The 20,552-nt window shown below is 28.3% G+C and carries 25 protein-coding genes; 5 read left to right on the top strand and 20 right to left on the bottom strand.

The features are described 5' to 3' along the window. Positions 1 to 3: 3 nt before the first annotated feature. The 5 genes from queA to JW646_RS11175 form a co-directional block, all read right to left on the bottom strand. A complete protein-coding gene (queA, locus tag JW646_RS11195) occupies positions 4 to 1,029 on the bottom strand; it encodes a tRNA preQ1(34) S-adenosylmethionine ribosyltransferase-isomerase QueA (RefSeq protein ID WP_228415223.1) in 1,026 nt (341 codons plus the stop codon). Positions 1,030 to 1,146: 117 nt separating this feature from the next. Further along, positions 1,147 to 2,163, bottom strand: coding sequence for a Holliday junction branch migration DNA helicase RuvB (gene ruvB / locus JW646_RS11190; RefSeq protein ID WP_139216806.1), 1,017 nt, complete (start codon positions 2,161 to 2,163; stop codon positions 1,147 to 1,149). Between the two features lie 21 nt (positions 2,164 to 2,184). Further along, positions 2,185 to 2,787, bottom strand: coding sequence for a Holliday junction branch migration protein RuvA (gene ruvA / locus JW646_RS11185; RefSeq protein ID WP_228415222.1), 603 nt, complete (start codon positions 2,785 to 2,787; stop codon positions 2,185 to 2,187). Positions 2,788 to 2,797: 10 nt separating this feature from the next. Then, positions 2,798 to 3,301, bottom strand: coding sequence for a crossover junction endodeoxyribonuclease RuvC (ruvC, locus tag JW646_RS11180; protein WP_148558217.1), 504 nt, complete (start codon positions 3,299 to 3,301; stop codon positions 2,798 to 2,800). Positions 3,302 to 3,517: 216 nt separating this feature from the next. Beyond that, on the bottom strand, positions 3,518 to 4,099 hold the full coding sequence (locus JW646_RS11175; RefSeq protein ID WP_074919884.1) for a hypothetical protein: 582 nt from the start codon (positions 4,097 to 4,099) through the stop codon (positions 3,518 to 3,520). A gap of 156 nt (positions 4,100 to 4,255) precedes the next feature. Between JW646_RS11175 and JW646_RS11170 the strand changes: the two genes are divergently transcribed. Both JW646_RS11170 and JW646_RS11165 read left to right on the top strand, forming a co-directional pair. Further along, positions 4,256 to 4,567 (top strand): hypothetical protein, encoded by a 312-nt coding sequence (locus JW646_RS11170; RefSeq protein WP_074919885.1) that lies wholly within the window; start codon positions 4,256 to 4,258, stop codon positions 4,565 to 4,567. A gap of 171 nt (positions 4,568 to 4,738) precedes the next feature. Beyond that, entirely contained in the window at positions 4,739 to 5,062 is a 324-nt protein-coding gene (locus JW646_RS11165; protein ID WP_074919886.1) for a DUF1540 domain-containing protein, read from the top strand. 49 nt (positions 5,063 to 5,111) lie between these two features. Here the strand turns inward: JW646_RS11165 and JW646_RS11160 are convergent, their stop codons facing one another. The 6 genes from JW646_RS11160 to nadE form a co-directional block, all read right to left on the bottom strand. Further along, complete coding sequence (locus JW646_RS11160) at positions 5,112 to 5,582, bottom strand: hypothetical protein (protein WP_148558215.1); 471 nt, start codon at positions 5,580 to 5,582, stop codon at positions 5,112 to 5,114. 84 nt (positions 5,583 to 5,666) lie between these two features. Continuing rightward, positions 5,667 to 6,077 (bottom strand): hypothetical protein, encoded by a 411-nt coding sequence (locus JW646_RS11155; RefSeq protein ID WP_228415221.1) that lies wholly within the window; start codon positions 6,075 to 6,077, stop codon positions 5,667 to 5,669. 315 nt (positions 6,078 to 6,392) lie between these two features. Then, complete coding sequence (locus JW646_RS11150) at positions 6,393 to 6,581, bottom strand: RING finger protein (protein WP_074919889.1); 189 nt, start codon at positions 6,579 to 6,581, stop codon at positions 6,393 to 6,395. A 149-nt stretch (positions 6,582 to 6,730) separates the two neighbouring features. Next, the gene (locus JW646_RS11145) at positions 6,731 to 8,005 is read right to left on the bottom strand and encodes a MerR family transcriptional regulator (RefSeq protein ID WP_228415220.1); all 1,275 of its coding nucleotides are present in this window, start codon (positions 8,003 to 8,005) and stop codon (positions 6,731 to 6,733) included. 187 nt (positions 8,006 to 8,192) lie between these two features. Beyond that, on the bottom strand, positions 8,193 to 8,909 hold the full coding sequence (locus tag JW646_RS11140; RefSeq protein ID WP_228415219.1) for a YebC/PmpR family DNA-binding transcriptional regulator: 717 nt from the start codon (positions 8,907 to 8,909) through the stop codon (positions 8,193 to 8,195). A 126-nt stretch (positions 8,910 to 9,035) separates the two neighbouring features. After that, entirely contained in the window at positions 9,036 to 9,794 is a 759-nt protein-coding gene (nadE, locus tag JW646_RS11135) for an NAD(+) synthase (protein WP_408647792.1), read from the bottom strand. A 156-nt stretch (positions 9,795 to 9,950) separates the two neighbouring features. Here nadE and JW646_RS11130 point away from each other — a divergent pair, with 156 nt between their 5' ends. Both JW646_RS11130 and JW646_RS11125 read left to right on the top strand, forming a co-directional pair. Further along, on the top strand, positions 9,951 to 10,319 hold the full coding sequence (locus JW646_RS11130; protein ID WP_074919902.1) for a sulfite exporter TauE/SafE family protein: 369 nt from the start codon (positions 9,951 to 9,953) through the stop codon (positions 10,317 to 10,319). After that, positions 10,319 to 10,684: a sulfite exporter TauE/SafE family protein gene (locus JW646_RS11125; protein WP_074919903.1), complete on the top strand. Its 366-nt coding sequence runs from the start codon at positions 10,319 to 10,321 to the stop codon at positions 10,682 to 10,684. Before JW646_RS11130 ends, JW646_RS11125 begins: the two co-directional genes overlap by 1 nt. Positions 10,685 to 10,725: 41 nt before the next feature. On the opposite strand, the gene JW646_RS11120 is transcribed toward JW646_RS11125, so the two are convergent. The 5 genes from JW646_RS11120 to hflX all read right to left on the bottom strand — a co-directional run bounded on the left by JW646_RS11120 (position 10,726) and on the right by hflX (position 15,506). Further along, positions 10,726 to 12,219 (bottom strand): tetratricopeptide repeat protein, encoded by a 1,494-nt coding sequence (locus JW646_RS11120; protein WP_074919904.1) that lies wholly within the window; start codon positions 12,217 to 12,219, stop codon positions 10,726 to 10,728. A 63-nt stretch (positions 12,220 to 12,282) separates the two neighbouring features. Next, a complete protein-coding gene (locus JW646_RS11115) occupies positions 12,283 to 12,927 on the bottom strand; it encodes a YigZ family protein (RefSeq protein ID WP_074919905.1) in 645 nt (214 codons plus the stop codon). A gap of 73 nt (positions 12,928 to 13,000) precedes the next feature. Beyond that, positions 13,001 to 13,432 carry an NUDIX domain-containing protein gene (locus JW646_RS11110; RefSeq protein WP_074919906.1) on the bottom strand — a complete coding sequence of 144 codons (432 nt, stop codon included), beginning with the start codon at positions 13,430 to 13,432 and terminating at the stop codon, positions 13,001 to 13,003. 110 nt (positions 13,433 to 13,542) lie between these two features. Further along, complete coding sequence (locus JW646_RS11105) at positions 13,543 to 14,214, bottom strand: HEAT repeat domain-containing protein (RefSeq protein ID WP_074919907.1); 672 nt, start codon at positions 14,212 to 14,214, stop codon at positions 13,543 to 13,545. 14 nt (positions 14,215 to 14,228) lie between these two features. After that, positions 14,229 to 15,506, bottom strand: a complete 1,278-nt coding sequence (gene hflX / locus JW646_RS11100) for a GTPase HflX (RefSeq protein ID WP_074919908.1) — start codon at positions 15,504 to 15,506, stop codon at positions 14,229 to 14,231. Between the two features lie 154 nt (positions 15,507 to 15,660). Here hflX and JW646_RS11095 point away from each other — a divergent pair, with 154 nt between their 5' ends. Further along, a complete protein-coding gene (locus tag JW646_RS11095; RefSeq protein ID WP_228415218.1) occupies positions 15,661 to 15,924 on the top strand; it encodes a cysteine-rich small domain-containing protein in 264 nt (87 codons plus the stop codon). A gap of 68 nt (positions 15,925 to 15,992) precedes the next feature. Here JW646_RS11095 and JW646_RS11090 read toward each other — a convergent pair whose 3' ends face one another. From JW646_RS11090 to JW646_RS11075, 4 genes are all read right to left on the bottom strand, one after another. Further along, complete coding sequence (locus tag JW646_RS11090; RefSeq protein WP_228415217.1) at positions 15,993 to 17,285, bottom strand: hypothetical protein; 1,293 nt, start codon at positions 17,283 to 17,285, stop codon at positions 15,993 to 15,995. 75 nt (positions 17,286 to 17,360) lie between these two features. Continuing rightward, on the bottom strand, positions 17,361 to 17,993 hold the full coding sequence (locus tag JW646_RS11085; protein ID WP_228415216.1) for a TIGR01906 family membrane protein: 633 nt from the start codon (positions 17,991 to 17,993) through the stop codon (positions 17,361 to 17,363). Between the two features lie 94 nt (positions 17,994 to 18,087). Then, positions 18,088 to 19,644, bottom strand: a complete 1,557-nt coding sequence (locus JW646_RS11080) for an ABC-F family ATP-binding cassette domain-containing protein (RefSeq protein WP_316719570.1) — start codon at positions 19,642 to 19,644, stop codon at positions 18,088 to 18,090. A gap of 155 nt (positions 19,645 to 19,799) precedes the next feature. After that, positions 19,800 to 20,543 (bottom strand): zinc dependent phospholipase C family protein, encoded by a 744-nt coding sequence (locus JW646_RS11075; protein WP_074919911.1) that lies wholly within the window; start codon positions 20,541 to 20,543, stop codon positions 19,800 to 19,802. Positions 20,544 to 20,552 lie beyond the last annotated feature (9 nt).

Genomic DNA, 20,552 nt, shown 5'->3' with positions numbered 1-20,552 from the left:
TATTTATTTTATAAACATTGCATCTCCAAAACTAAAGAATCTGTAATGATTTTCTACTGCACTGTTATATGCATTTAATACATTCTCTTTTCCAGCAAGCGCACTTACTAACATTATTAGTGTAGACTCTGGTAAATGGAAGTTTGTAATTAATTTATCTACAACTTTGAATTTATATCCTGGATAAATAAATATTTTTGTCCATCCTGATGCTGCTTTCATTTTTCCATTTTCATCAGCTACAGACTCTATAGTTCTAGTACTAGTTGTACCCACTGTTATTACTTTTTTACCATTTTCTTTTGCTCTATTAATTTTATCCGCTGCTTCCTGTGTAACCATATAGTACTCAGAATGCATGTCATGTTCTAAAACATCATCTACTTTTACTGGTCTAAAAGTTCCAAGACCCACATGTAAAGTTACAAAAGCTAAATCTATACCTTTATCTTTCATTTTTTGTAGTAATTCATCCGTAAAGTGTAAACCTGCTGTAGGTGCTGCTGCTGAGCCATTATGTTTAGAATAAACAGTTTGATATCTTTCTCTTTCTTCTAATCTTTCTGTTATATATGGTGGTAGTGGCATATTTCCAAGTTCATCTAAAACCTCTTCAAAAATACCTTCATACTCAAATTTTACTATTCTAGCTCCATCATCGCCCATCCCAACAACTTCCGCTATAAGTTTTCCTTCTCCAAATGAAAATCTAGTGCCTATTTTAGCTCTTTTACCTGGTTTTACTAAAGTCTCCCAAGTATCGTCCTCATTTCTCTTTAAAAGTAAAAACTCTATTTTTCCACCAGTTCCTTCTTTGGAGCCAATTAATCTTGCAGGAATAACTCTTGTATCATTTAATACAAGACAATCTCCTGGATTTAAATAATCTATTATGTCTTTAAAAATTTTATGACTTACTTCACCAGTTTCTTTATCTAACACCATTAATTTAGAACTCGATCTATCTAAAATAGGTACTTGAGCAATTAATTCTTCTGGTAAATCAAAATAAAAATCGCTTGTTTTCAATGTTAAACCTTCTTTCAATAATATATTACCTTAAACATACAACTACCATAATAACAAAAAATTTAATTTTTTTCTACTATGAGAATTTATACTTTTATTTGTAATAATATTATTATTCTACTTTTGTGGATAATTTATATTCAAATGTTTATAAGAATTTGGCATAGCTATTCTTCCTCTTGGACTTCTATTAATAAATCCTAGTTGAAGTAAATATGGTTCATAGACATCTTCTATTGTGTTTCTGTCTTCTCCAATGGAAGCCGCTAAAGTGTCTAAACCTACAGGCCCACCTTTAAATTTATTTATTATTGTTAATAATAATTTTTCATCCACATAATCTAATCCTAAGCTATCTACACCAATCATTTCTAGAGCTTGGTCTGCAACTTCTGATGTTATATTTCCATCAGCTCTAACCTGAGCATAATCTCTGACTCTTTTTAGCAGTCTATTTGCTATTCTTGGTGTTCCTCTTGATCGTCTAGCAATCTCCACTGCTCCTCTATGCTCAATTTCTGCACCTAGTATCTTCGCTGACCTAATTACTATTTGAGTTAATTCATCAACAGTGTAATAATCAAGCTTACATATTACACCAAATCTATCTCTAAGTGGGTTTGTAAGCATGCCTGCTCTCGTTGTTGCTCCAATAAGGGTAAATTTAGGCAAATCAAGTCGTATACTTCTAGCTGATGGTCCCTTACCTATTATTATATCTATACAATAATCTTCCATTGCAGGATACAATACCTCTTCCACACTTCTATTTATTCTGTGTATTTCATCTATAAACAGTACATCATTTTCATTTAAATTTGTTAATATAGCCGCCAAATCCCCAGCTCTTTCTATGGCTGGACCCGATGTTATTCTTAGGTTAACTCCCATTTCGCTAGCAATTATACTAGCCAAAGTAGTTTTTCCAAGACCAGGTGGTCCATATAAAAGTACATGGTCTAGTGGTTCATTTCTGTTTTTTGCCGCTTCAATAAATATGGATAATTGCTCTTTGGCTTTTTCTTGTCCTAAATAATCAGCCAATAACTTAGGTCTTAAGTTATTTTCTATATCCACATCGTCATTTTGCATACTAGATGTAATTATTCTGTCTTCATCTTCAAATCCGTACAATTAACTTCCCCCCTCTCTTTATTATCTTAAAGATTTACTCATTAAGTAACTTAATGATTTTTTAATAATATCCTCTGTATTTAGTCCGTCTTTTTTGCATTTTTGCACTGCATCTTTTGACTCTTGTAAAGAATATCCAAGGGCTACCAAGGCATCTACTGCTTCATCTTGAGAAATTGCTACTGGTTGATTAGTTAATAGAGTTGCTTCAAACTCCACGTTATTTTTGTCTATTTTATCCTTAAGCTCTAGGACTATTCTTTCTGCTGTTTTTTTACCCACCCCTGGAGCTTTTGATAGTTTACCTATATCCTCGCTTAATATGTACGCTCCAATTTGTTTTGGCGAAGCAAAAGATAATATGCCAAGACCAACTTTAGGACCTATTTTAGAAATAGATGTTAGCAATTCAAACATCCTCAATTCATCCTTATCATAAAATCCGCAAAGACTCATATTATCTTCTTTTACTATAAGCTTTGTGTAAATTTTACATTCTTGTCCTAATTGTACCTTCATTATAGTATTGGCCGAAGCGTTGATTTTATATCCTATACCATTATTCTCAATTACAACATGATCTAAACTAATTTCTTCTATTATTCCTTTTATATAGCTATACATAATTTTCTCCTTATTTCATACCTATATTTTTTAATGTCTTTTCAAGCTTATTGGCATGAGCATGACATATTGCTACAGCTAAAGCATCTGCAACATCATCAGGTTTTGGTATTTCTTTTAAATTTAGCATGGATGTAACCATTTGTTGAACCTGTGACTTTTCTGCCCTTCCATATCCAACCACACCTTGCTTAACTTGCAAAGGTGTGTATTCATAAATTGGTTTATCATTATGAGAGCACCCTAACAAGATTACTCCTCTGGCTTGTGCTACTGTAATTGCTGTTTTTACGTTTTTGTTGAAGAATAATTCCTCTACCCCAACTTCATCTATATTATAGTTTTTTATAAGAAGGTCTATACCTTTATATATTTTTTCTAACCTTTTCGTTGTCTCCATAGTTGATGGAGTTGTTATCGCACCATAATCAATAACTCTAAATTTATTATTTTTATATTCAATTATTCCATAACCTACTATGGCTATTCCTGGATCTATTCCTAATATTATCATGAAACTAAAGACCTCCTATTAAGCTTTATACAAAACTTATGTTCTTTAATATTATACCATAGGATTACAAAATTAGAGTAATGTGATGCATTATAAAGATCCACATTCTCCTTAAACCTATACCAAAATACATTATAAAAATTTCAAAAAACAAAATACCCTTATATAAAATTTTATATAAGGGTATTTGATATTATTATGAAAATGTATTAAGTGTTAACTTTCAAAATTTTCCAATCTTGTGTATGCCTCATCTTCACTATTTACTAATATTCCTGATGACAATTCATCTTGTACAGATTTTGGAAGAGAGTCTACTGATATGTTTGTTTTTTCTAAATCAGTTTTTGCTCCATCTTTATCATATTTATATACATGTACAAATCCATCTTTTTCTTCAATAGCATATTTATTTGCTTTTGAAGGCTCTTTTGCCTGTGAGTTAGATAAAATAATTTCATACTGATTCATACTTGCTATTTCTTTATTTGGATATTTATCTTTGAAATAAGACACTATTTCATCTTTACTTTTATTTAATAAGTCCTTAGGTATAGTTCCAATCATTTTTGGACTCTCATAAGTTCCACTACTTGTTATTTGACCTTGTACCCAAATTTCACAATCTGAATTAAGACTAAAAACCTCTTTAGATTCTGTTTTTGACTGAAGAACTTGTCTAGTTTGATGAGTATCCTTAACTTGTACACCTATACCTATTCCACATGATAAAACAATTACTCCTAATAATACTAACATTGGCACTTTCCAAGAAAATTCTTTTTTCTTTTCGAACATAAAATAACCTCCTTACTTACGTTATTTTCTATGATATATTTCCTTCATATTTTAGAAAAAAATAGTAACTTTTATTAAGGTATTTTTGTCTCATTTGCCTAGTTTTATACATATTATAAAGTAATATTTTATTTTCAATACATGGAGGTGATTTTATTGAGTGAAAATATTAAAAATTTAGTTGATAGATTAGACTTTATAGAGTTTAAACAAAATATAATTTTTTTAAAACCTCCCCAACATAGTACACAACTTTTCTATGAGCTTACATTGGAAGACTTTTTAAAAATTAGAGATTTTACTAGAGAATATTCATTAAAAATAGAAAATGAAGAACTTGTTTCTTTAATCGATTTTGAAAAGAAATTAATTGATATTTGGCCACCGGCAAAGTCTTATCCTTTATCAGCTTCTTTAATTTCTCGAATATTAATGGGGAAAAATTTATATGCTAGATTAACATCTTAATTATTTTTCTTAATTTTATTAAAGCCATCTCTTAACATAAGTCTTGGCTTTTATTTTTACAAATTAAAAAAGTATACAATGTAAATTATTCAAATTTAATTTTTTATCATCATATTTTTCGTGAATTTAGTCCATACTAATTATTGATTAATTAAAAAGGAGGTTTTTATTATGGCATTAGTAGGTTGTAATGTTAATAATTGCGCATACAATACCAACGGTACTTGTTACGCAAATAAAATATCCGTAAATGGCAAAAAAGCAAGAACTAGTAATAACACTTGCTGTAGTTCTTTTGTAAACCAATCTGGTTATAGTGATTTTAGTAATAGCGCCTTAGACAATACTCAATGTAGTTCTGTAAATTGTACTGTAAAAACATGTGTAAATAATGCAGGTGTGATTTGCGCATTAAGAGATGTTGCAATAACATCTAATACTGATAGCGCAAATGCTTTATCACAAACATATTGTGGAAGCTTCAGATGCAAGTAATTGCAATAATCTTTACATAAAAAAGATTGGAACCTAGGTTCCAATCTTTTTAATCTTCTAGCAAATCTTTGTACAAATCTTTATCTTCTCTATTTAAATACACATACCTAGTAACTATTTTCTCTTCATCCTCATATTTGTCTAATACTTTTATGGCATGATCATCTGTTGCTACAGTAACAATTTCACTATCATGCTCATCAAACATATTATTAATAACCTGTCTAAGTTGCCTCATACTTCCATCAAATAATTCTACAGAGTCTATACTTATATATTGTTCTTTTATACCACCTTCAAATGTAGTCATTAAAAAATATACTTTTTTACAGTGGTTACAAGATGCTATTATTTTTTCTTCTCTTAGTATGTATGCTCCTGTCATACCTTTTTCTGGCTTAATTCTAAGCTCAGATTCATTAACTTCTTTAAATAAAATCTTTAATTTTTCTTCTTCATTACAACCGCATATCTTTCTTTTCAAATCTACTTGTGTTAAATACTTTGTAACAGTAACCATATTTATTATCTCCTATACTTTTTTTCAGAAAAATAAAGGCATTAAGCCTTTATTAATAACTTTATCTACATATACAAGGCATTACTACTTTTCCATAAATACATACTCTGATGTTTTTAAATCTCCTTCTCTGTCATCTTTAATTAGCTTTGTTAAAAAATTTTCTGATTTTATGATTGATACAACGTCATAAGAATTATAGTTTTTTGTTATATTTTCTTTTACTTGGGGATATTTTTCTTCTATAAAATTTACTTTTCCTACTTCGTAGTTATCTCCATTTATATCTGATAAATGCTTTAAATTAAATCTATATATACTTCCACATTTAGAGCAAACAGCTATAATGTCACTGTTAATTTCTTTAGTAGACTCCTTTTTATTTTCAACCATGTTGGAATGGCAATATAATATTCTATATTTTTTACATTCTGAACATTTACATATCTTTTTATCTAAATCATTATTATAAATATATTTTGGTGTGTATAACATACGTTTTACCCCTTTCTATTTCTATCATTTTATTTTTATTTTAAACTATGTATATGTAGCTCTTTATCGATGTAAAAAATCCACTTCTCCTGAGCGACATGTCAGCAAAACACTTTATATTGCCAACGACATATCTTCACTACTACTTCAGATAAATCTGTTACTCAAAATTTAATTTTTATGTCATTTCCTCTTTATACTATTGTATCATCATCTTTTATAGTTTTAGGAATATTTTGTAATTTTTTTATTGTTTTTATTCACAAAAAAAGCTAGATATTTTTCATATCTAACTTTTACATTATAAATTTGTCACTATTTACTTTTATCATTATCAACTTCCTCTTTTTTGATTTTATTATGACAATAAATACATTCTTCCTTTACTTCTTGCCAACATATCTTGTGATAAATATTGTCACAGTTTTCACATACAGTTAAATCTTCTTCACTCATTATTTTTCCACCACAAACACAGCATCGATTATTTAGAACTTCTTTCATATAATCCCACCCTTCCTAATTAAATTATAATATTATTATTAAATATATATTAATATTTCTTTTATTTTAAACATAAAAATATACCTTAGATTAAAAATTATAATCTAAGGTATATTAGCTAATAGTAATACTATAAAAATCTATCTATTTTAATTTTCGATTATCCTTAAAAATCTATCTACAAATCTTTTATCTAAATCACATAACTTATAATTTTGTTTAGATGCTACTTTTGTTGCTTTGCTTTTATCTAAAACTACCTTATCAAATCTTTCTAACTCTAAATATGTATCATCAAAGTCACTTGTGGCATCTTTAAGGTCTATTGTTTTCTTATTTTTTAAGGTTATTTTATAATAAAAGTCACCCTTATTACCAGATAACAATTTTCTTTTCCCTAGAAAACCAGTATTAATATTAGTAATATCATCATATGTATACTCCACACCCCTAGGATTATAAAAATTATAATCTATGACTTTATCTTTAGTTATAACAGTTATGCCTGTAATACACATATATAATAAAACTAAATTTAATGCTACAACCTTAATAATATTTCTTTTTATAAAACTTATTAAGTTACACGCCCATTCTTTTTCATATGAATCTACTTTTCTTATTTTATACAAAATAGCAATTATCATAATAAGTACTTCTATTTCAAATAAAAATATTGTGTAGCTATATGGCGGTTTAAATATATACATTAAGTAATCATTTGGAACAAATATTTTAAACTGCAACCAATCAATACCTACAAATATTAATATAGTTAAAATTATTGCCAAAATAATACCTAATATATGTCCAAATGTTCCACTTATTTTTTTATCTTTTTGCTGTAAATAAGATTTCCAATTTAACGTAAGTATTACGGTCACCATTATTGATAAACTACCTTTAAGTCCAATTGAACTATAGTTTTTTTCTGCAATATCTAGATAAAACCACATTATTGGCGCCATTAAACTTATTGTAGTTAATATTTGAAAACTTAAACTATGTTGCCCAATTTCATCTAAATCAGATATAATCTCTGCATATTCTCCATTTTCTATACATTCAATGTCCTCTAAGTATTCATTTATATTTATGTCTTTCTTTTTATTTATATTTTTCAATATATCATTAATAATATCTTCCTTGCCTTCTATATTAATTTTATCATTTTCCAACTCTTTCATTTTTTCTTCTAATATACATTTTAAAGATATATTTTTGTTCTTAAGTTTCTTTATTTTAGAAATAGGAATATCTAATTTTAATAATAGTTTTATATATTTTAACTGTTCAATATTTTCTTCATCATATTCCCTATCTGAATCAAAATTTCTTTTTACAATAATCAATCCTTCACTTTCATAAAAATGAATCGTATCTTCTGATAAGCCTGTGGCCAACTCCACATCTTTAATCTTCATATTCTCTCCCCTTAAATATTTCATTGAATATATTTGTATAAATACATTATCTTTATTAAAATATCAGTTATTTTTACAAATTTCAATTATATAAATAAAAATACCTCCAATTAATCAATATAGATTTCTCTATACATCATAATTAGAGGTATTTATATTAACACCCTAAATGTATTTCATCAATATATTATGCTTGTTCCCAGTTATGGAATACATTTTGTACATCATCGTCATCTTCAAGTAAGTCTATTAATTTTTCCATAGATTTAACTTGACCTTCTTCTGATAATACAGTTGTAGTTTGAGGCACTAATTTTACATCAGCAGATACGAATTCATATCCTTTTTCTACTAGTACATCTTTAACCATATTGAAGTCTTCTGGAGTTGTTACAACTTCGAATCCATCTTCTTCTGTTATTATATCATCTGCTCCAGCTTCTAATGCATCATCCATAAGTTGATCTTCAGACACACCTTCAGCAGCTATTAATATTTGTCCTTTTCTATCGAACATAAATCCAACGCAACCAGTAGTACCTAAGTTACCACCGTTTTTGTCAAAGTAGTATCTCATATTACCAGCAGTTCTGTTTTTATTATCTGTTAATGTTTCAACTATAACAGCTACTCCACCTGGTCCATATCCTTCGTAAGTGTTTTTGAAGTAGTCTTCACCTGCACCAGCTCCAGCACCTTTTGCTATAGCTCTACTTATATTATCATTTGGCATATTATCAGCTTTAGCCTTGTCTATAGCTGTTTTTAAAGCTGCATTGTATTCTGGATCTCCTCCACCTTCTTTAGCTGCAACTGCTATAGCTCTTGCATGCTTAGTGAATATTGCTCCTCTTTTTGCATCTTGTTTACCTTTTCTATTGATAATGTTACCTATACGACCCATAGTTCCACTCCTTATTTCTTATGTGTTTATCACATTAAAATTAAATCTTATTAACACCGTAAATTTTAACATAAAAAATCAAATTAGTAAATGTATGTACTTATTATTAAGATTTTTATATTAAATTTAGTCAAATATTGGTGGTTTAGGAGCAACTTGTCTCTTATGCTCGCTGATTCTATGAAGTCTATCTATTATTTCTAAGTCCTTTTGAGGAACTTCATCTCTTTTTCCTTCAACTACTTTGTCTATCATATTATAAGTTGTCCCCATTTCATTTTCATCAGTTTGACCTTCCCACAAGCCTGCTGATGGAGCTTTGTTTATTACATCATCATGTACTCCAAGCTCTTTTGCCCATTCATAAACTTCAGCTTTTGTTAAGTTTGCAAGAGGTACTAAATCTACTCCACCATCTCCGTATTTAGTAAAGTAACCAGTATGAACCTCTGCTGCATTATCTGTTCCCACAACTAAATACCCTAAATCATTTGCAACAGTGTATAGTGCGCACATTCTAACTCTAGCTCTTAAGTTGGAATCTGCTGTTCTTTCTCCATCTGGATTAAATAAGTTTTTTTCTTTCAATGCATTTAACGCTATATTTCTAATTTGCATTTGTGGTTGCGTTAAATCAAGATCTATATAATCAATTTTACATCCGTCAATTACTTTAAGTGCATCTTCTCTATCTTTTGGATTGCTATTTATGCTCATTATAACACCTATAGAATTATCCGGACATGCTCTTTTTATAAGGTTTGCAACTACTGCTGAATCTATTCCTCCTGAAACTCCAACTACTAATCCTTTGCAGTTAGCTTCCTTTACCTTTTCTCTTAGCCATTCAACAGTTTTTTTAATTTTTTCACTTCTGTTCATAATTTTGCCCCTTTCACTAAACATTTTTAAGTCTATTATAGCATATATCCTTATTATGTTTTGTATACATTATATTAAATAATCTTTTAACAGAATTTCATTATTTATTAAATAAAATTCCTGTTTTGGTCAAAACTAATTCAAGGTAGGTGAATTTTTATGAAAAAACAATCCACTCCTTTTAATATTAAAAATTCTGTAATAGGTTTATTTACTGGATTTATCAATGGTGTTTTTGGTTCTGGTGGTGGAACCTTATTAGTTCCAATACTAAACAATGTTTTAAAAGTAGAAGAGCATAAATCCCACTCTACTGCTCTTGCAGTAATTATATTCTTGTCTACAACTAGTTCAGTTATTTACATATCAAAAGGTACCTTCGATATAAATTTAACTGTACAAGCAGCTATAGGCAGTATTATTGGTGGTATTATTGGTGCAAAACTTTTAAACAAGGTAAATGGCAAATTTTTAAGAATTGGATTTGGAGTAGTAATGATAATTGCAGCATGTAGGATGGTGTTTTAATGCTTGTTGGTATAATCGGATTTTTTGCTGGAATTATTGGTGGAATGGGAATGGGCGGTGGTACCATACTAATTCCCGCCTTGGTCTTATTAGCAAATATAGACCCTAAGTTAGCACAAAGCATAAACTTAATTTCTTCCATACCAATGACTATTGCAGCATTAATTATCCACATAAGAAATAAAAATGTAGAATATGAGCTAGTGCTTCCCATAGCCATATTCGGTATGGCAGCTGCCATGGGTGGCTCTTTATTAGCTGAATATCTAAACTCAGAAATACTACGAAAATCCTTTGGAGTATTTTTATTTTTCATAGGACTATATGAAATAAAAAAAGGTATTTATGATAACAATAATAAATAAAAAGGGTACTATATCTTTCATAAGATCTAGTACCTAGAATTTTATTTTAAGTTTTCTTCCAACTGAGATACCATAGAAAAATCTTTTATTGCCTCATCATAATTTCCCATATTACAATAAGCATCCCCTCTATTTTGATATGCTTTTAAATCATCTGGATCTATTTCTATGGATTTTGTAAAGTCAGATATGGCATTATCATATTTTTTCAGTTCACAATACGCTAAACCTCTGTAGTAATAGGATATAGAACTTTGAAGCAAATTTAATGAAGAAGTAAAGTCATCTATAGCTTCTTCATATTCCTCAAGCTCTAAATTTATCATACCTCTTACATCATATATCCTAAACTCTTCAGCATTGTAACTTAAAGCAGTAGTTAAATCTTTTTTTGCCCCTTCCAAATCTCTTATCAGTGATTTAGAGGTACCTCTATTATAATAAATATTTTCATCTTTATAATCTAACTCAATAGCTTTTGTAAAATCTTTTATTGCTTCTTCATATCTTTCTAAATTATCTAAAGCAATAGCTCTTTTATAATAGGCCTTTGCATTGTCATGATTCAAATATAACACTTCATTAAGATCTTTTATTGCTTCTTTATAATTATCTATTTTTAAATTAACCAAAGCTCTGCCATAGTAGGCTTGCTCATATTCACTATTCATTTCCAATGCTGTATTAAAATACTCTATAGCCTCATAATACTCCTCTAACAAATAGTAAGAAAAACCTGCATAATAATATACATCTGCAAAGTCTTGATTAATATCAATAGCATTTTTATAGTCTTTTAGTGCTTCTTCATGTCTTTCTAAAAGTGAATAAGCAATTCCTCTATTATAATATAGTCTATCATCAAATTTTTCTAACTCTATGGCTTTTGTGAAATCTGATATGGCATCTTCATATCTGGTTATTCTACTATAGTTTCTTCCTCGATTATAATATGCACTAATATCATTTTGATCCAAGTTTAAAGCCTTTGTGTAACAGTCTATAGCCTTTATATATTTTTTTAGTTTAGAATAACAAACGCCCATATTATAATGAACTACTTCATAATTTTCATCAATCTCTATAGCTTTTTTATAATTTTGTAAAGCGTCATAATAATAGCCTTGCCTAGATAAACAAACACCTTTACATCTATATGCCTCTTTGTATTTATTATCAAGTTGAATAGTTTTATCAAAATCTTTTATTGCATCTTCATATCTTTCAAACTCTATATATAAATTTCCCCTAAAATAGTACCCTATAGGTTCACCTTTGTATGCTTCAATGATTTTATTGGCATAGTAAATTTTCTCATTAATTTCGCTTTCTATATTTATGTGATTTAAAATATCTTGAATAAATAATTTCTTTTCTAAGTAACTTACTTTTGCATTTAATTCTTTTATCTTATTCTCTTTACTTTTCTCAGTAGAATACCTATTATATCTTTTTCTATTAATTCTTGTGACTATCATTATGATAAAATACATTAATAAATTACATAAAATAATTAATACTATATTTTTTAACATAGCTACCCCCAGTAATGTATTTTTTCATCCTAAATTAGTTTGCTTTCTTTTTTACAAACTAATTTATAATATTAATTCACCATCCTTTTCTGATAAATAATATTCATCTCCTAAACTTACGTCTGCTGTTCCGCTTGTTATATCAATCATTCTTTCCGTTAATGATTGTACATCTTTAACTCTTGAGTATACTATTATTTCCACATCTTCTGAATATACAGTATCTTTAACTGTAAAACCAAGATTCATTATTTCATTTTGTATTTTACCAAGTTGTGTGTATTCAATTTTAATCCTTACTTCAGTATATTTAACTTTTTCAATTACAATTCCTGCTTCTATTCCTATTTTTGCACCTTTAGTATAAGCACGAACTAACCCTCCCGCGCCTAATTTTATTCCTCCAAAATATCTGGTTACAACAACTACCACATCTCTTAAATCTTCCTTTTTTATAACTTCTAAAGTAGGGATACCTGCTGTACCTTGAGGTTCGCCGTCATCACTATACCTTTGTATGTTCATATTTTCCCCAACAGTATAAGCCCACACATTATGAGTGGCATCCTTGTGTTTTTTCTTTATTTCATTAACAAAATCTATAGCTTCTTGTTCTGTATTTATAGATTTTGCATATCCTATAAACGTTGATTTTTCAACTATATACTCATCTGATCCAAACTTATGTAATGTTTTATAACTACTCATGAATTCCTCCTATATTATAAAAAAGAAAGGGATTTACCCTTTCTTGAATTTGCTTATTTAATTATATTATATTTTATTTTGCAATTTCTGTATTACTTTTCTTTTCTTCTTTATATTTTTTATATGAAACATCAACTAAGGCTTTTTCCTTATTATGAGATAACATATCCATGGCATCTTTTATTTTGAAGAAGCCACCATCTAAAAAATCTTCTCTTATTATGTATTCTGAGTTTTCAGCTTCCATTACGTACCAAACTATAGCATTACAAACTTGTTGTTTTCTACTTCTTGAGTAAAATTCATACATAGTATCTCCTGCTACTACCATCGGACAAGCATCTACTCCTGTCTCATTCTTTACTCTACTTACAGCACTATCTGATGCCAATTGACCTTCAATGACTTTTCCTTTTGGTAATGTCCATTCATTTCTATCATTTTTTAATAAAAGTACTTTATTTGCGTAAAAAACAACTCCACCTGCACAACGTCTTACTATCATTTTAAAACCCCTCCTATTAACCTTTGAATTATTTTTCATTACATTTTGTTAAATTGCGGAGATAAATCTCTGATAACAATTAATTATTAAGTTGTCTGTTGCTGATACTACTAAAAACGTTCTTCCTCAAGAGCTATAATTGCTTCTTCATAAGCTCTTAATACATATTCTTTTTCGTGATTACTTTTTAATAATAGTTTTTTTAAAATTTGTAAACTATTATTATTTCCAACTACAGATAAAGCTTTTGCACAATATTGTCTAGTCTGTGGATTAGAATCGTATAGTCCTTTTTCTAAGCATGATCTACTTTTAGGTGACTGGATTTTTCTAATAGCTGAATATGTAATTCTTCTAACATCTGAATGTCGATGCATTGTTAGAGAGTGCAATAAATCTAAATATTTTTCCTCTTTTAATTCCCCAGTAGTCCATATTAAAATTATTAGATCTTCAGCATTTTTTTCTAGCCTGATTCTTTTATAAAGCTCTCTTTTGAACTTTAACATTCTGTCTTCATCTAACCCCAACTCTTCAATAAAATCAAGCCTTTCAGATTTATCTAGCTCCAAATACTTATCTAATATATCTTTAGAGCTTTCAATTTTATTCTTAGACATTGACTTTATCTCTAGTTTTGCCTTAATTAGTTGATCCTTTACTTCAATTTCAGATATGTTTCTAATTTTGCTTATTTGTGGTACTGTTTTGGACTCTTTATAAAGAAGATAGGTAATGAAGTGATCTTCAAGTTGATCCATATTACTCCAATTTATATCCATTTTATTACCCAAAATTATTTTATATAGTCCTTATATATATTATAATCTTCTTCATCTAAATTTACATCAACAGAAATACCATTTTCTTCATAATTAAAATCATTAACATTATATTTATTTTTTAATTTACTGAATATATCTCCTCTTTCATAAGGAAGTAAAAGACTTACTTCATAAGTATCCTCCATCAAAGCTTCTTCAATTAGTTTTAATAACTTATCCATATTTATTCCTTTTTTTGCAGAAATATATACTTTATCTTTTTGATTTTTTGGATAAATATCAAGTTCTAGCTTATCAACTTTGTTATATACTATAATTGTTTTCTTATCGCCAACTTCTAAATCTTTTAAAACAGATTCTGTTGTTTGTTTTTGAAGTTCATAACTATTATTAGTTGCATCAATAACATGAAGTATTAAATCTGCATATTGTACTTCTTCTAGTGTAGCTTTGAATGCATTTACTAAGTCATGTGGCAGTTTACTTACAAATCCAACTGTATCTACAACTAGGAAGTCTCTTTTATTAGGTAGAGTTGCTTTTCTTAAAGTTACATCTAATGTAGCAAAAAGCATATTTTTTACAAATACTTCTTTTTCTTCTTCATAGTCTTTATGTGTTTTTATTAATTCGTTTAATAAAGTGGATTTTCCTGCATTTGTATATCCAACTAATGCAACTATTGGCATATTTGATTTCATTCTTTGAACTCTTTGAGTTTCTCTATTTTTTGATACTTCTTTTAGTTCTCTTCTTATATCTGCTATTTTATTTAATATAACTCTTTTGTCTATTTCTAGTTTTTGTTCTCCTGGTCCTCTTGTTCCAATCCCTGCACCAGTTCTACTCATCTCTCCACCCATTCCATAAAGTCTTGGCATTCTATATTTAAGTTGAGCAAGTTCAACTTGTAGTTTACCTTCTTTACTTAGGGCTCTTTGAGCAAATATATCTAATATAAGTGTAGTTCTATCTATAACTTTTCTACCTACAGCTTCTTCTAAGTTTCTTATGTGAGCTCCTGATAACTCGTCGTTGAATATTACCATAGTAGCTTCAGTAGCTTCACAATATGCTCTAAGTTCTTCTACCTTACCTTTTCCAACATAATATGCCACATCAATAGATGGTCTATTTTGAATTAAGCTTCCCACAACTTCTGCTCCAGCAGCCTTTGTTAATTCTTTTAACTCTTCCATTGATTCATTTATATCTATGTCATCTATTTTTTTAACATTTGTTGTTATATTAAGTCCTATAAGTAAGGCTCTTTCTTGTTGTTTTTCCATTTTTACACCTCTTTATCTTAATGTATGTATATGTTTAAAATCATTTTGTTTGCTATATTTTTTGCAATTAAATAAATAATAATTTTTTTATAATTATACCATTAAAGTTAATATTTAGTATAATTAAATTATTAATAATAGGAGGTTTTATCTTATGAGTGAAAATTATAAATTCTTTAGTCATAAAGAATGTGAATACTTTCCTTGTCATAAAACAAATGACCCTGACAATTTTAATTGTCTATTTTGTTATTGTCCCCTTTATGCTTTAAAAGATAAGTGTGGAGGCAACTTCAAATATACTGATAGTGGTATTAAAGATTGTTCTAACTGCAATCTTCCTCACAGAAGAGATAATTATGATTATATTATTGGAAAATTTCAAGATATTATTAATATAACTAAAAAAAATGATTAATTTTATGAAAAAACTATGCCTCGATAATTTTTATTAAAGCATAGTTTTTACTATTTTTCTAATCAGTATTAATCCCAATAAGAATTTGCTATTTTAACTAATAAGCTGTGAGTATCATTATCTTCAATTAAATAATCAACAAAAAACTGTTCTATTTCTTCATCATTTTTCATTCTATTTAATACTTTAAAAACTTGTACTTTTAATTTACAATAATTCAGCTGCTTAGCACATTGTAAAGCTATATTTTTTACACGAGGATCTTTTTTATTATCCAATACAAAAATAATATATTTTATTTTATTTATGTTTTCTCCAACTAAATTATTCAAACAGTCTTCTATAAGCTTATCTGTTATCTCATTAACATCCACGGCTACCATATCAGCATACTGTGCAACAGTTGGATAATTAGAAGCAGACTCTATATATTTACTTTCCCAATTCTTATTTATAATATTACTTTCAAATAAGTTAACTACTTCCATTTTAAGTTTTTTTCGTCTTTTACTTATTTTAGATAAATAATTTTTAGGGATATCATCAGCACTAATTTCAAATGATGAAAAATTTAAAGATTCTATTTTCTCTTCATCATTTTCAAATGTATAACTACACCCACTGAATGGTATTATTGTGATACAATGTACAGGCTTTTCTAACAATGTGGCTGCACACGCTTTATGATGACCATCTAATAATACATTCATAAATTCACTGCAATTATATGCAATGGCACGAGGAATTGTATCTGTATTTTTATATTTATCCATATAATAAGTTACTCTTTCTTCACTGAAACAATCTGTATTTTGAGTTGGATAAATAAATACTGGCTGGCTTCCAACATAATCGTACTCATTATCCTCATCCGTTAACAAAACACCTGCTGTTGCTTCATATTCAGTCATATCATTAGGAATATCCCAAAAGAAATCGCCTTCACCATTTGTAGGATAACACATCATATCTACTATAACATACAATCCACTTTCTAAAAGTTTTAACAGTGGAGATAAATCTAATATTGATTTATCCAAATTTATAAAATCTGAATTAATCCTATCTCTAATTTCGTTTAATTCACTACAATTTGTATTTTCTATTCCATAACCTGTAGCTAATAAACTTGCACATGTTGGACACCCAGGTGCATTAATTTGAATTAATGGTACTTCATTTAAAGTAATATTTGATAAATATCTATATCCATAATAAGAATCTTTCATTTCTTTAGTATTTTCCTTAAGCGAGCCTATCCCGTTTATGTGTACCAACTTCGCATCTGAGCATGTTGCTAAGTTAGATGTATTTAAATTATTTTTAATTATTTTTACGGTTTTAATTTTATTTTTAAACATACTACCTTCCCCTTATATAATTGTAAAACCCATCATTAGCATATAAATAAAAACGAACTCAATATGAGCTCGCTTTTATTTATATCTTTTATTTAGTACTTTATAAGATATTTGTAGTAAAATACTGATCATAAGTATTATAGCTAAAATAAATATTCCTATATGAAAGAACACATCCTGTGGCAACATATTAATTACTGGATCTATACTTGGATCAAAAATCCAATAATCATTTGAAAATACTGTCTCATGGAATTTTATAAAGAAATAATTGAAATTAATCATTAGTGGAATTGCCGTAATTATAGGCAATAGTATGGTCATTATAGATGCAGTATTTAAAAATTTCATATTTTTATTTTTAATACTTAGAATAACTCCCAAAACAGAAATTAGACCACTTATATAAAATACCTTTTTAACTATTTGAAAAATATTCCTTACTTCTTCAAAATGAATTTTTCCTTCTTTAGAATATTTAATCGTAGGCAAATGAAATTCTTCCACATTTTTGTTTAGATTATAATCAATTAAATAATCATAGTTTTGCTTAATCTCTTCTTCAGTAAATCCACTCATTTCACTTATGTTTAATTCTTTAACATCATAATAATATAAACTCTTACATCTTAAACCTAATATGACTGAACCACTAATTATAAAAATAGCCAGTGAAAATGAAATTAAGATATTTAGTAATTTTTTCATTTATACTCCCCTTGAAATAAATTTTATATTACCCTTTATATTGTTTAAGCAACGATATATAAATATACCGTTGCTCATATTTTTAAAATTAAATTTATACTATTTTAGTAGTGAAATCTTCTATATTCCACACATCATCTACTATATCACTGTAGAATTCAGGTTCATGACAAACTAATAAAACAGTTCCTTTGAACTCTTTAATTGCTTTCTTTAATTCATCCTTAGCTTCTACGTCTAAGTGGTTAGTCGGCTCATCTAGCACTAAGAAGTTTATATCTTTAAGCATTAGTTTGCAAAGTCTAACCTTAGCTGCTTCTCCCCCACTAAGAACCCTAACTTGAGAAGTTATATGCTCATTTGAAAGACCACACTTAGCTAATGCTTGTCTTACTTCATAATTTGTTAATACTGGATATTCATTCCATACATCGTCTAAGGCAGTGTTATAATTATCCTTTGAAGACTCTTGCTCGAAATATCCTACTTCTAAATAATCGCCTAATTGTACTGAACCATCAAATGCTTTTTGCATTCCAAGTAAAGTTCTAAGTAATGTAGATTTACCTATACCATTCATTCCTTTAAGAGCTATTTTTTGTCCTCTTTCTAATTGGAAGTTTAATGGTTTAGTTAAAGGATCATTGTAACCTAATACTAAGTTATCTGTTTGGAATATGAATCTTGAAGCTGCTCTAGCATTTCTAAAATTAAATGTTGGTTTTATTTTCTCTTTTGGTCTTTCTAAAACTTCCATTTTATCTAAAACTTTTTGTCTTGAGTTTGCCATCCCACGAGTAGCTACTCTTGCTTTATTTCTTTGAACGAAATCTTCAAGCTTTCTTCTTTCTTCAACTTGCCTTTCGTAAGCACTTTCTTCTTGTTTTTTCTTAATTTCATTAAGTCTTACAAACTCATCGTAATTACCTTTGTATCTAGTAAGCTCACCATTTTCTATATGATAAATTACGTTACAAGTATCATTTATAAATGGAACATCATGTGATACTAAGATAAAGCTGTTTTCGTATTCTTGAAGATATCTAGTAAGCCATACTATATGTTCCTCATCTAAGTGGTTAGTAGGCTCATCAAGTATAAGTATTGTCGGACTTTCTAAAAGTAATTTAGTTAAAAGTACTTTTGTTCTTTGTCCTCCACTTAAATCATCAACATCTCTATCTAATCCAACCTCTCCAAGACCTAATCCGTTAGCTACTTCTTGGATTTTTGCATCTATTGTATAGAATCCACTATTTTCTAATATTGTTTGTATTTCAGCAGTTTCCTCAAGAAGCTTAGTCATCTCCTCGTCACTTGCTTCTCCCATTTTATCATACATAGCAAGCATTTCTTGCTCTAATTCAAACATATGCTTAAAAGCACCTCTAAGAATATCTTTTATTGTATTTCCTTTTTCAAGAACTGAATGCTGATCTAAGTAACCAACAGTTGCCCTTGAAGACCATTTTATATTTCCTGCGTCTGGCATAAGTTTTTTTGTTATTATATTTAAAAAACTAGATTTACCTTCTCCATTTGCACCAACAAGTGCTATATGTTCACCTTTTTTAAGTCTAAAAGATACATTTTCTAGTATAACTCTAGCCCCGAATCCATGACTGACATTTTCTACTACAAGCATTTTCACACCTCTTCATAAATTTTTTGTCTATAATATCTATACTATTATATTTCATTTTAATAAAAATGTATATTTATTATTTTTACCTTTTTCAATAATTGCAATATGTTTATATAAATAAAAAGAGTCACCTTAATTTTTTAAGTTAACTCTTTTATTTATTAATTATATTTATTTTCATTTGCTTTTTCTTTTTTTCTTATCATATCTAAATCATCATAAAACATTAGCATACAGCCAGCTGTACTTTTTTGGGCAAGATTTAGTGCATTAAAAGCTACTAAATAAAACTTAGTTTTATCTTCATGTATGTTTTTGTACATATAGTCAAAGTTCAAAGCACTTCTAGAGTTAGATTCTATATAATCGCTTACACTGCTATAAACTAAAGGACCTTCCTTAGTTTTAAAGCGTTTTACTTTTCTATAATTTAATTTTACATAATTCTCAAATTGTTTATGACTATCTAATAGTTTTCTTTTCGCATGTTGAGGTATGGTTACATCTTGAATTACATGGCACATAGCCCCAAAATAAGCCATTCCATTTACATAATCATTTTTATTAATAAAGTGCAATGCATTTTTATAATAAGTATTTGCCAATGTCATGGCATTTGTAGTATGTCCATACATTCCTCTTTTGTCTTCTGGATTATAAAAATGAAAATATGACTTAAAATCTTGATCAGCCCATACTAACCCTTTGTTTATATATGACTCAAAATTATTATAAAATTGAAACTGTTTTTCATATCCTTCATCTCTTAGTACATCTAATGCACTCTTTTGAATAAATAAATGTACTTCGCAGTTTGTATCTATTATTTTCTTTTTAATAGGATTAACTACTCTAAAAGTTTGGGTTATTATCCTACCGCAAGTCTTTTCTAAACGATTTTTCATTTATATCAC

The organism is Terrisporobacter hibernicus (genome assembly GCF_020809405.1).
Taxonomy (GTDB): Bacteria; Bacillota; Clostridia; order Peptostreptococcales; family Peptostreptococcaceae; genus Terrisporobacter; species Terrisporobacter petrolearius.
Note: the sequence above shows the minus strand (reverse complement) of the source record. Positions and strands in the feature narration are given on the sequence as shown.

What these genes read in the sequence shown, in the direction of transcription:
- JW646_RS11095 (WP_228415218.1), top strand. Translation starts at nt 15,661, where the DNA reads ATGAGTGAAAATTATAAATTCTTTAGTCATAAAGAATGTGAATACTTT.
- JW646_RS11110 (WP_074919906.1), bottom strand. Translation starts at nt 13,432, where the DNA reads ATGATAGTAAGACGTTGTGCAGGTGGAGTTGTTTTTTACGCAAATAAA.
- JW646_RS11085 (WP_228415216.1), bottom strand. Translation starts at nt 17,993, where the DNA reads ATGAAAAAATTACTAAATATCTTAATTTCATTTTCACTGGCTATTTTT.
- JW646_RS11120 (WP_074919904.1), bottom strand. Translation starts at nt 12,219, where the DNA reads ATGTTAAAAAATATAGTATTAATTATTTTATGTAATTTATTAATGTAT.
- JW646_RS11145 (WP_228415220.1), bottom strand. Translation starts at nt 8,005, where the DNA reads ATGAAGATTAAAGATGTGGAGTTGGCCACAGGCTTATCAGAAGATACG.
- JW646_RS11140 (WP_228415219.1), bottom strand. Translation starts at nt 8,909, where the DNA reads ATGGGTCGTATAGGTAACATTATCAATAGAAAAGGTAAACAAGATGCA.
- JW646_RS11175 (WP_074919884.1), bottom strand. Translation starts at nt 4,099, where the DNA reads ATGTTCGAAAAGAAAAAAGAATTTTCTTGGAAAGTGCCAATGTTAGTA.
- JW646_RS11130 (WP_074919902.1), top strand. Translation starts at nt 9,951, where the DNA reads ATGAAAAAACAATCCACTCCTTTTAATATTAAAAATTCTGTAATAGGT.
- JW646_RS11155 (WP_228415221.1), bottom strand. Translation starts at nt 6,077, where the DNA reads ATGTTATACACACCAAAATATATTTATAATAATGATTTAGATAAAAAG.
- JW646_RS11160 (WP_148558215.1), bottom strand. Translation starts at nt 5,582, where the DNA reads ATGGTTACTGTTACAAAGTATTTAACACAAGTAGATTTGAAAAGAAAG.
- JW646_RS11125 (WP_074919903.1), top strand. Translation starts at nt 10,319, where the DNA reads ATGCTTGTTGGTATAATCGGATTTTTTGCTGGAATTATTGGTGGAATG.
- JW646_RS11165 (WP_074919886.1), top strand. Translation starts at nt 4,739, where the DNA reads ATGGCATTAGTAGGTTGTAATGTTAATAATTGCGCATACAATACCAAC.
- JW646_RS11075 (WP_074919911.1), bottom strand. Translation starts at nt 20,543, where the DNA reads ATGAAAAATCGTTTAGAAAAGACTTGCGGTAGGATAATAACCCAAACT.
- hflX (WP_074919908.1), bottom strand. Translation starts at nt 15,506, where the DNA reads ATGGAAAAACAACAAGAAAGAGCCTTACTTATAGGACTTAATATAACA.
- JW646_RS11090 (WP_228415217.1), bottom strand. Translation starts at nt 17,285, where the DNA reads ATGTTTAAAAATAAAATTAAAACCGTAAAAATAATTAAAAATAATTTA.
- ruvC (WP_148558217.1), bottom strand. Translation starts at nt 3,301, where the DNA reads ATGATAATATTAGGAATAGATCCAGGAATAGCCATAGTAGGTTATGGA.
- JW646_RS11105 (WP_074919907.1), bottom strand. Translation starts at nt 14,214, where the DNA reads ATGGATATAAATTGGAGTAATATGGATCAACTTGAAGATCACTTCATT.
- JW646_RS11150 (WP_074919889.1), bottom strand. Translation starts at nt 6,581, where the DNA reads ATGAAAGAAGTTCTAAATAATCGATGCTGTGTTTGTGGTGGAAAAATA.
- JW646_RS11115 (WP_074919905.1), bottom strand. Translation starts at nt 12,927, where the DNA reads ATGAGTAGTTATAAAACATTACATAAGTTTGGATCAGATGAGTATATA.
- ruvA (WP_228415222.1), bottom strand. Translation starts at nt 2,787, where the DNA reads ATGTATAGCTATATAAAAGGAATAATAGAAGAAATTAGTTTAGATCAT.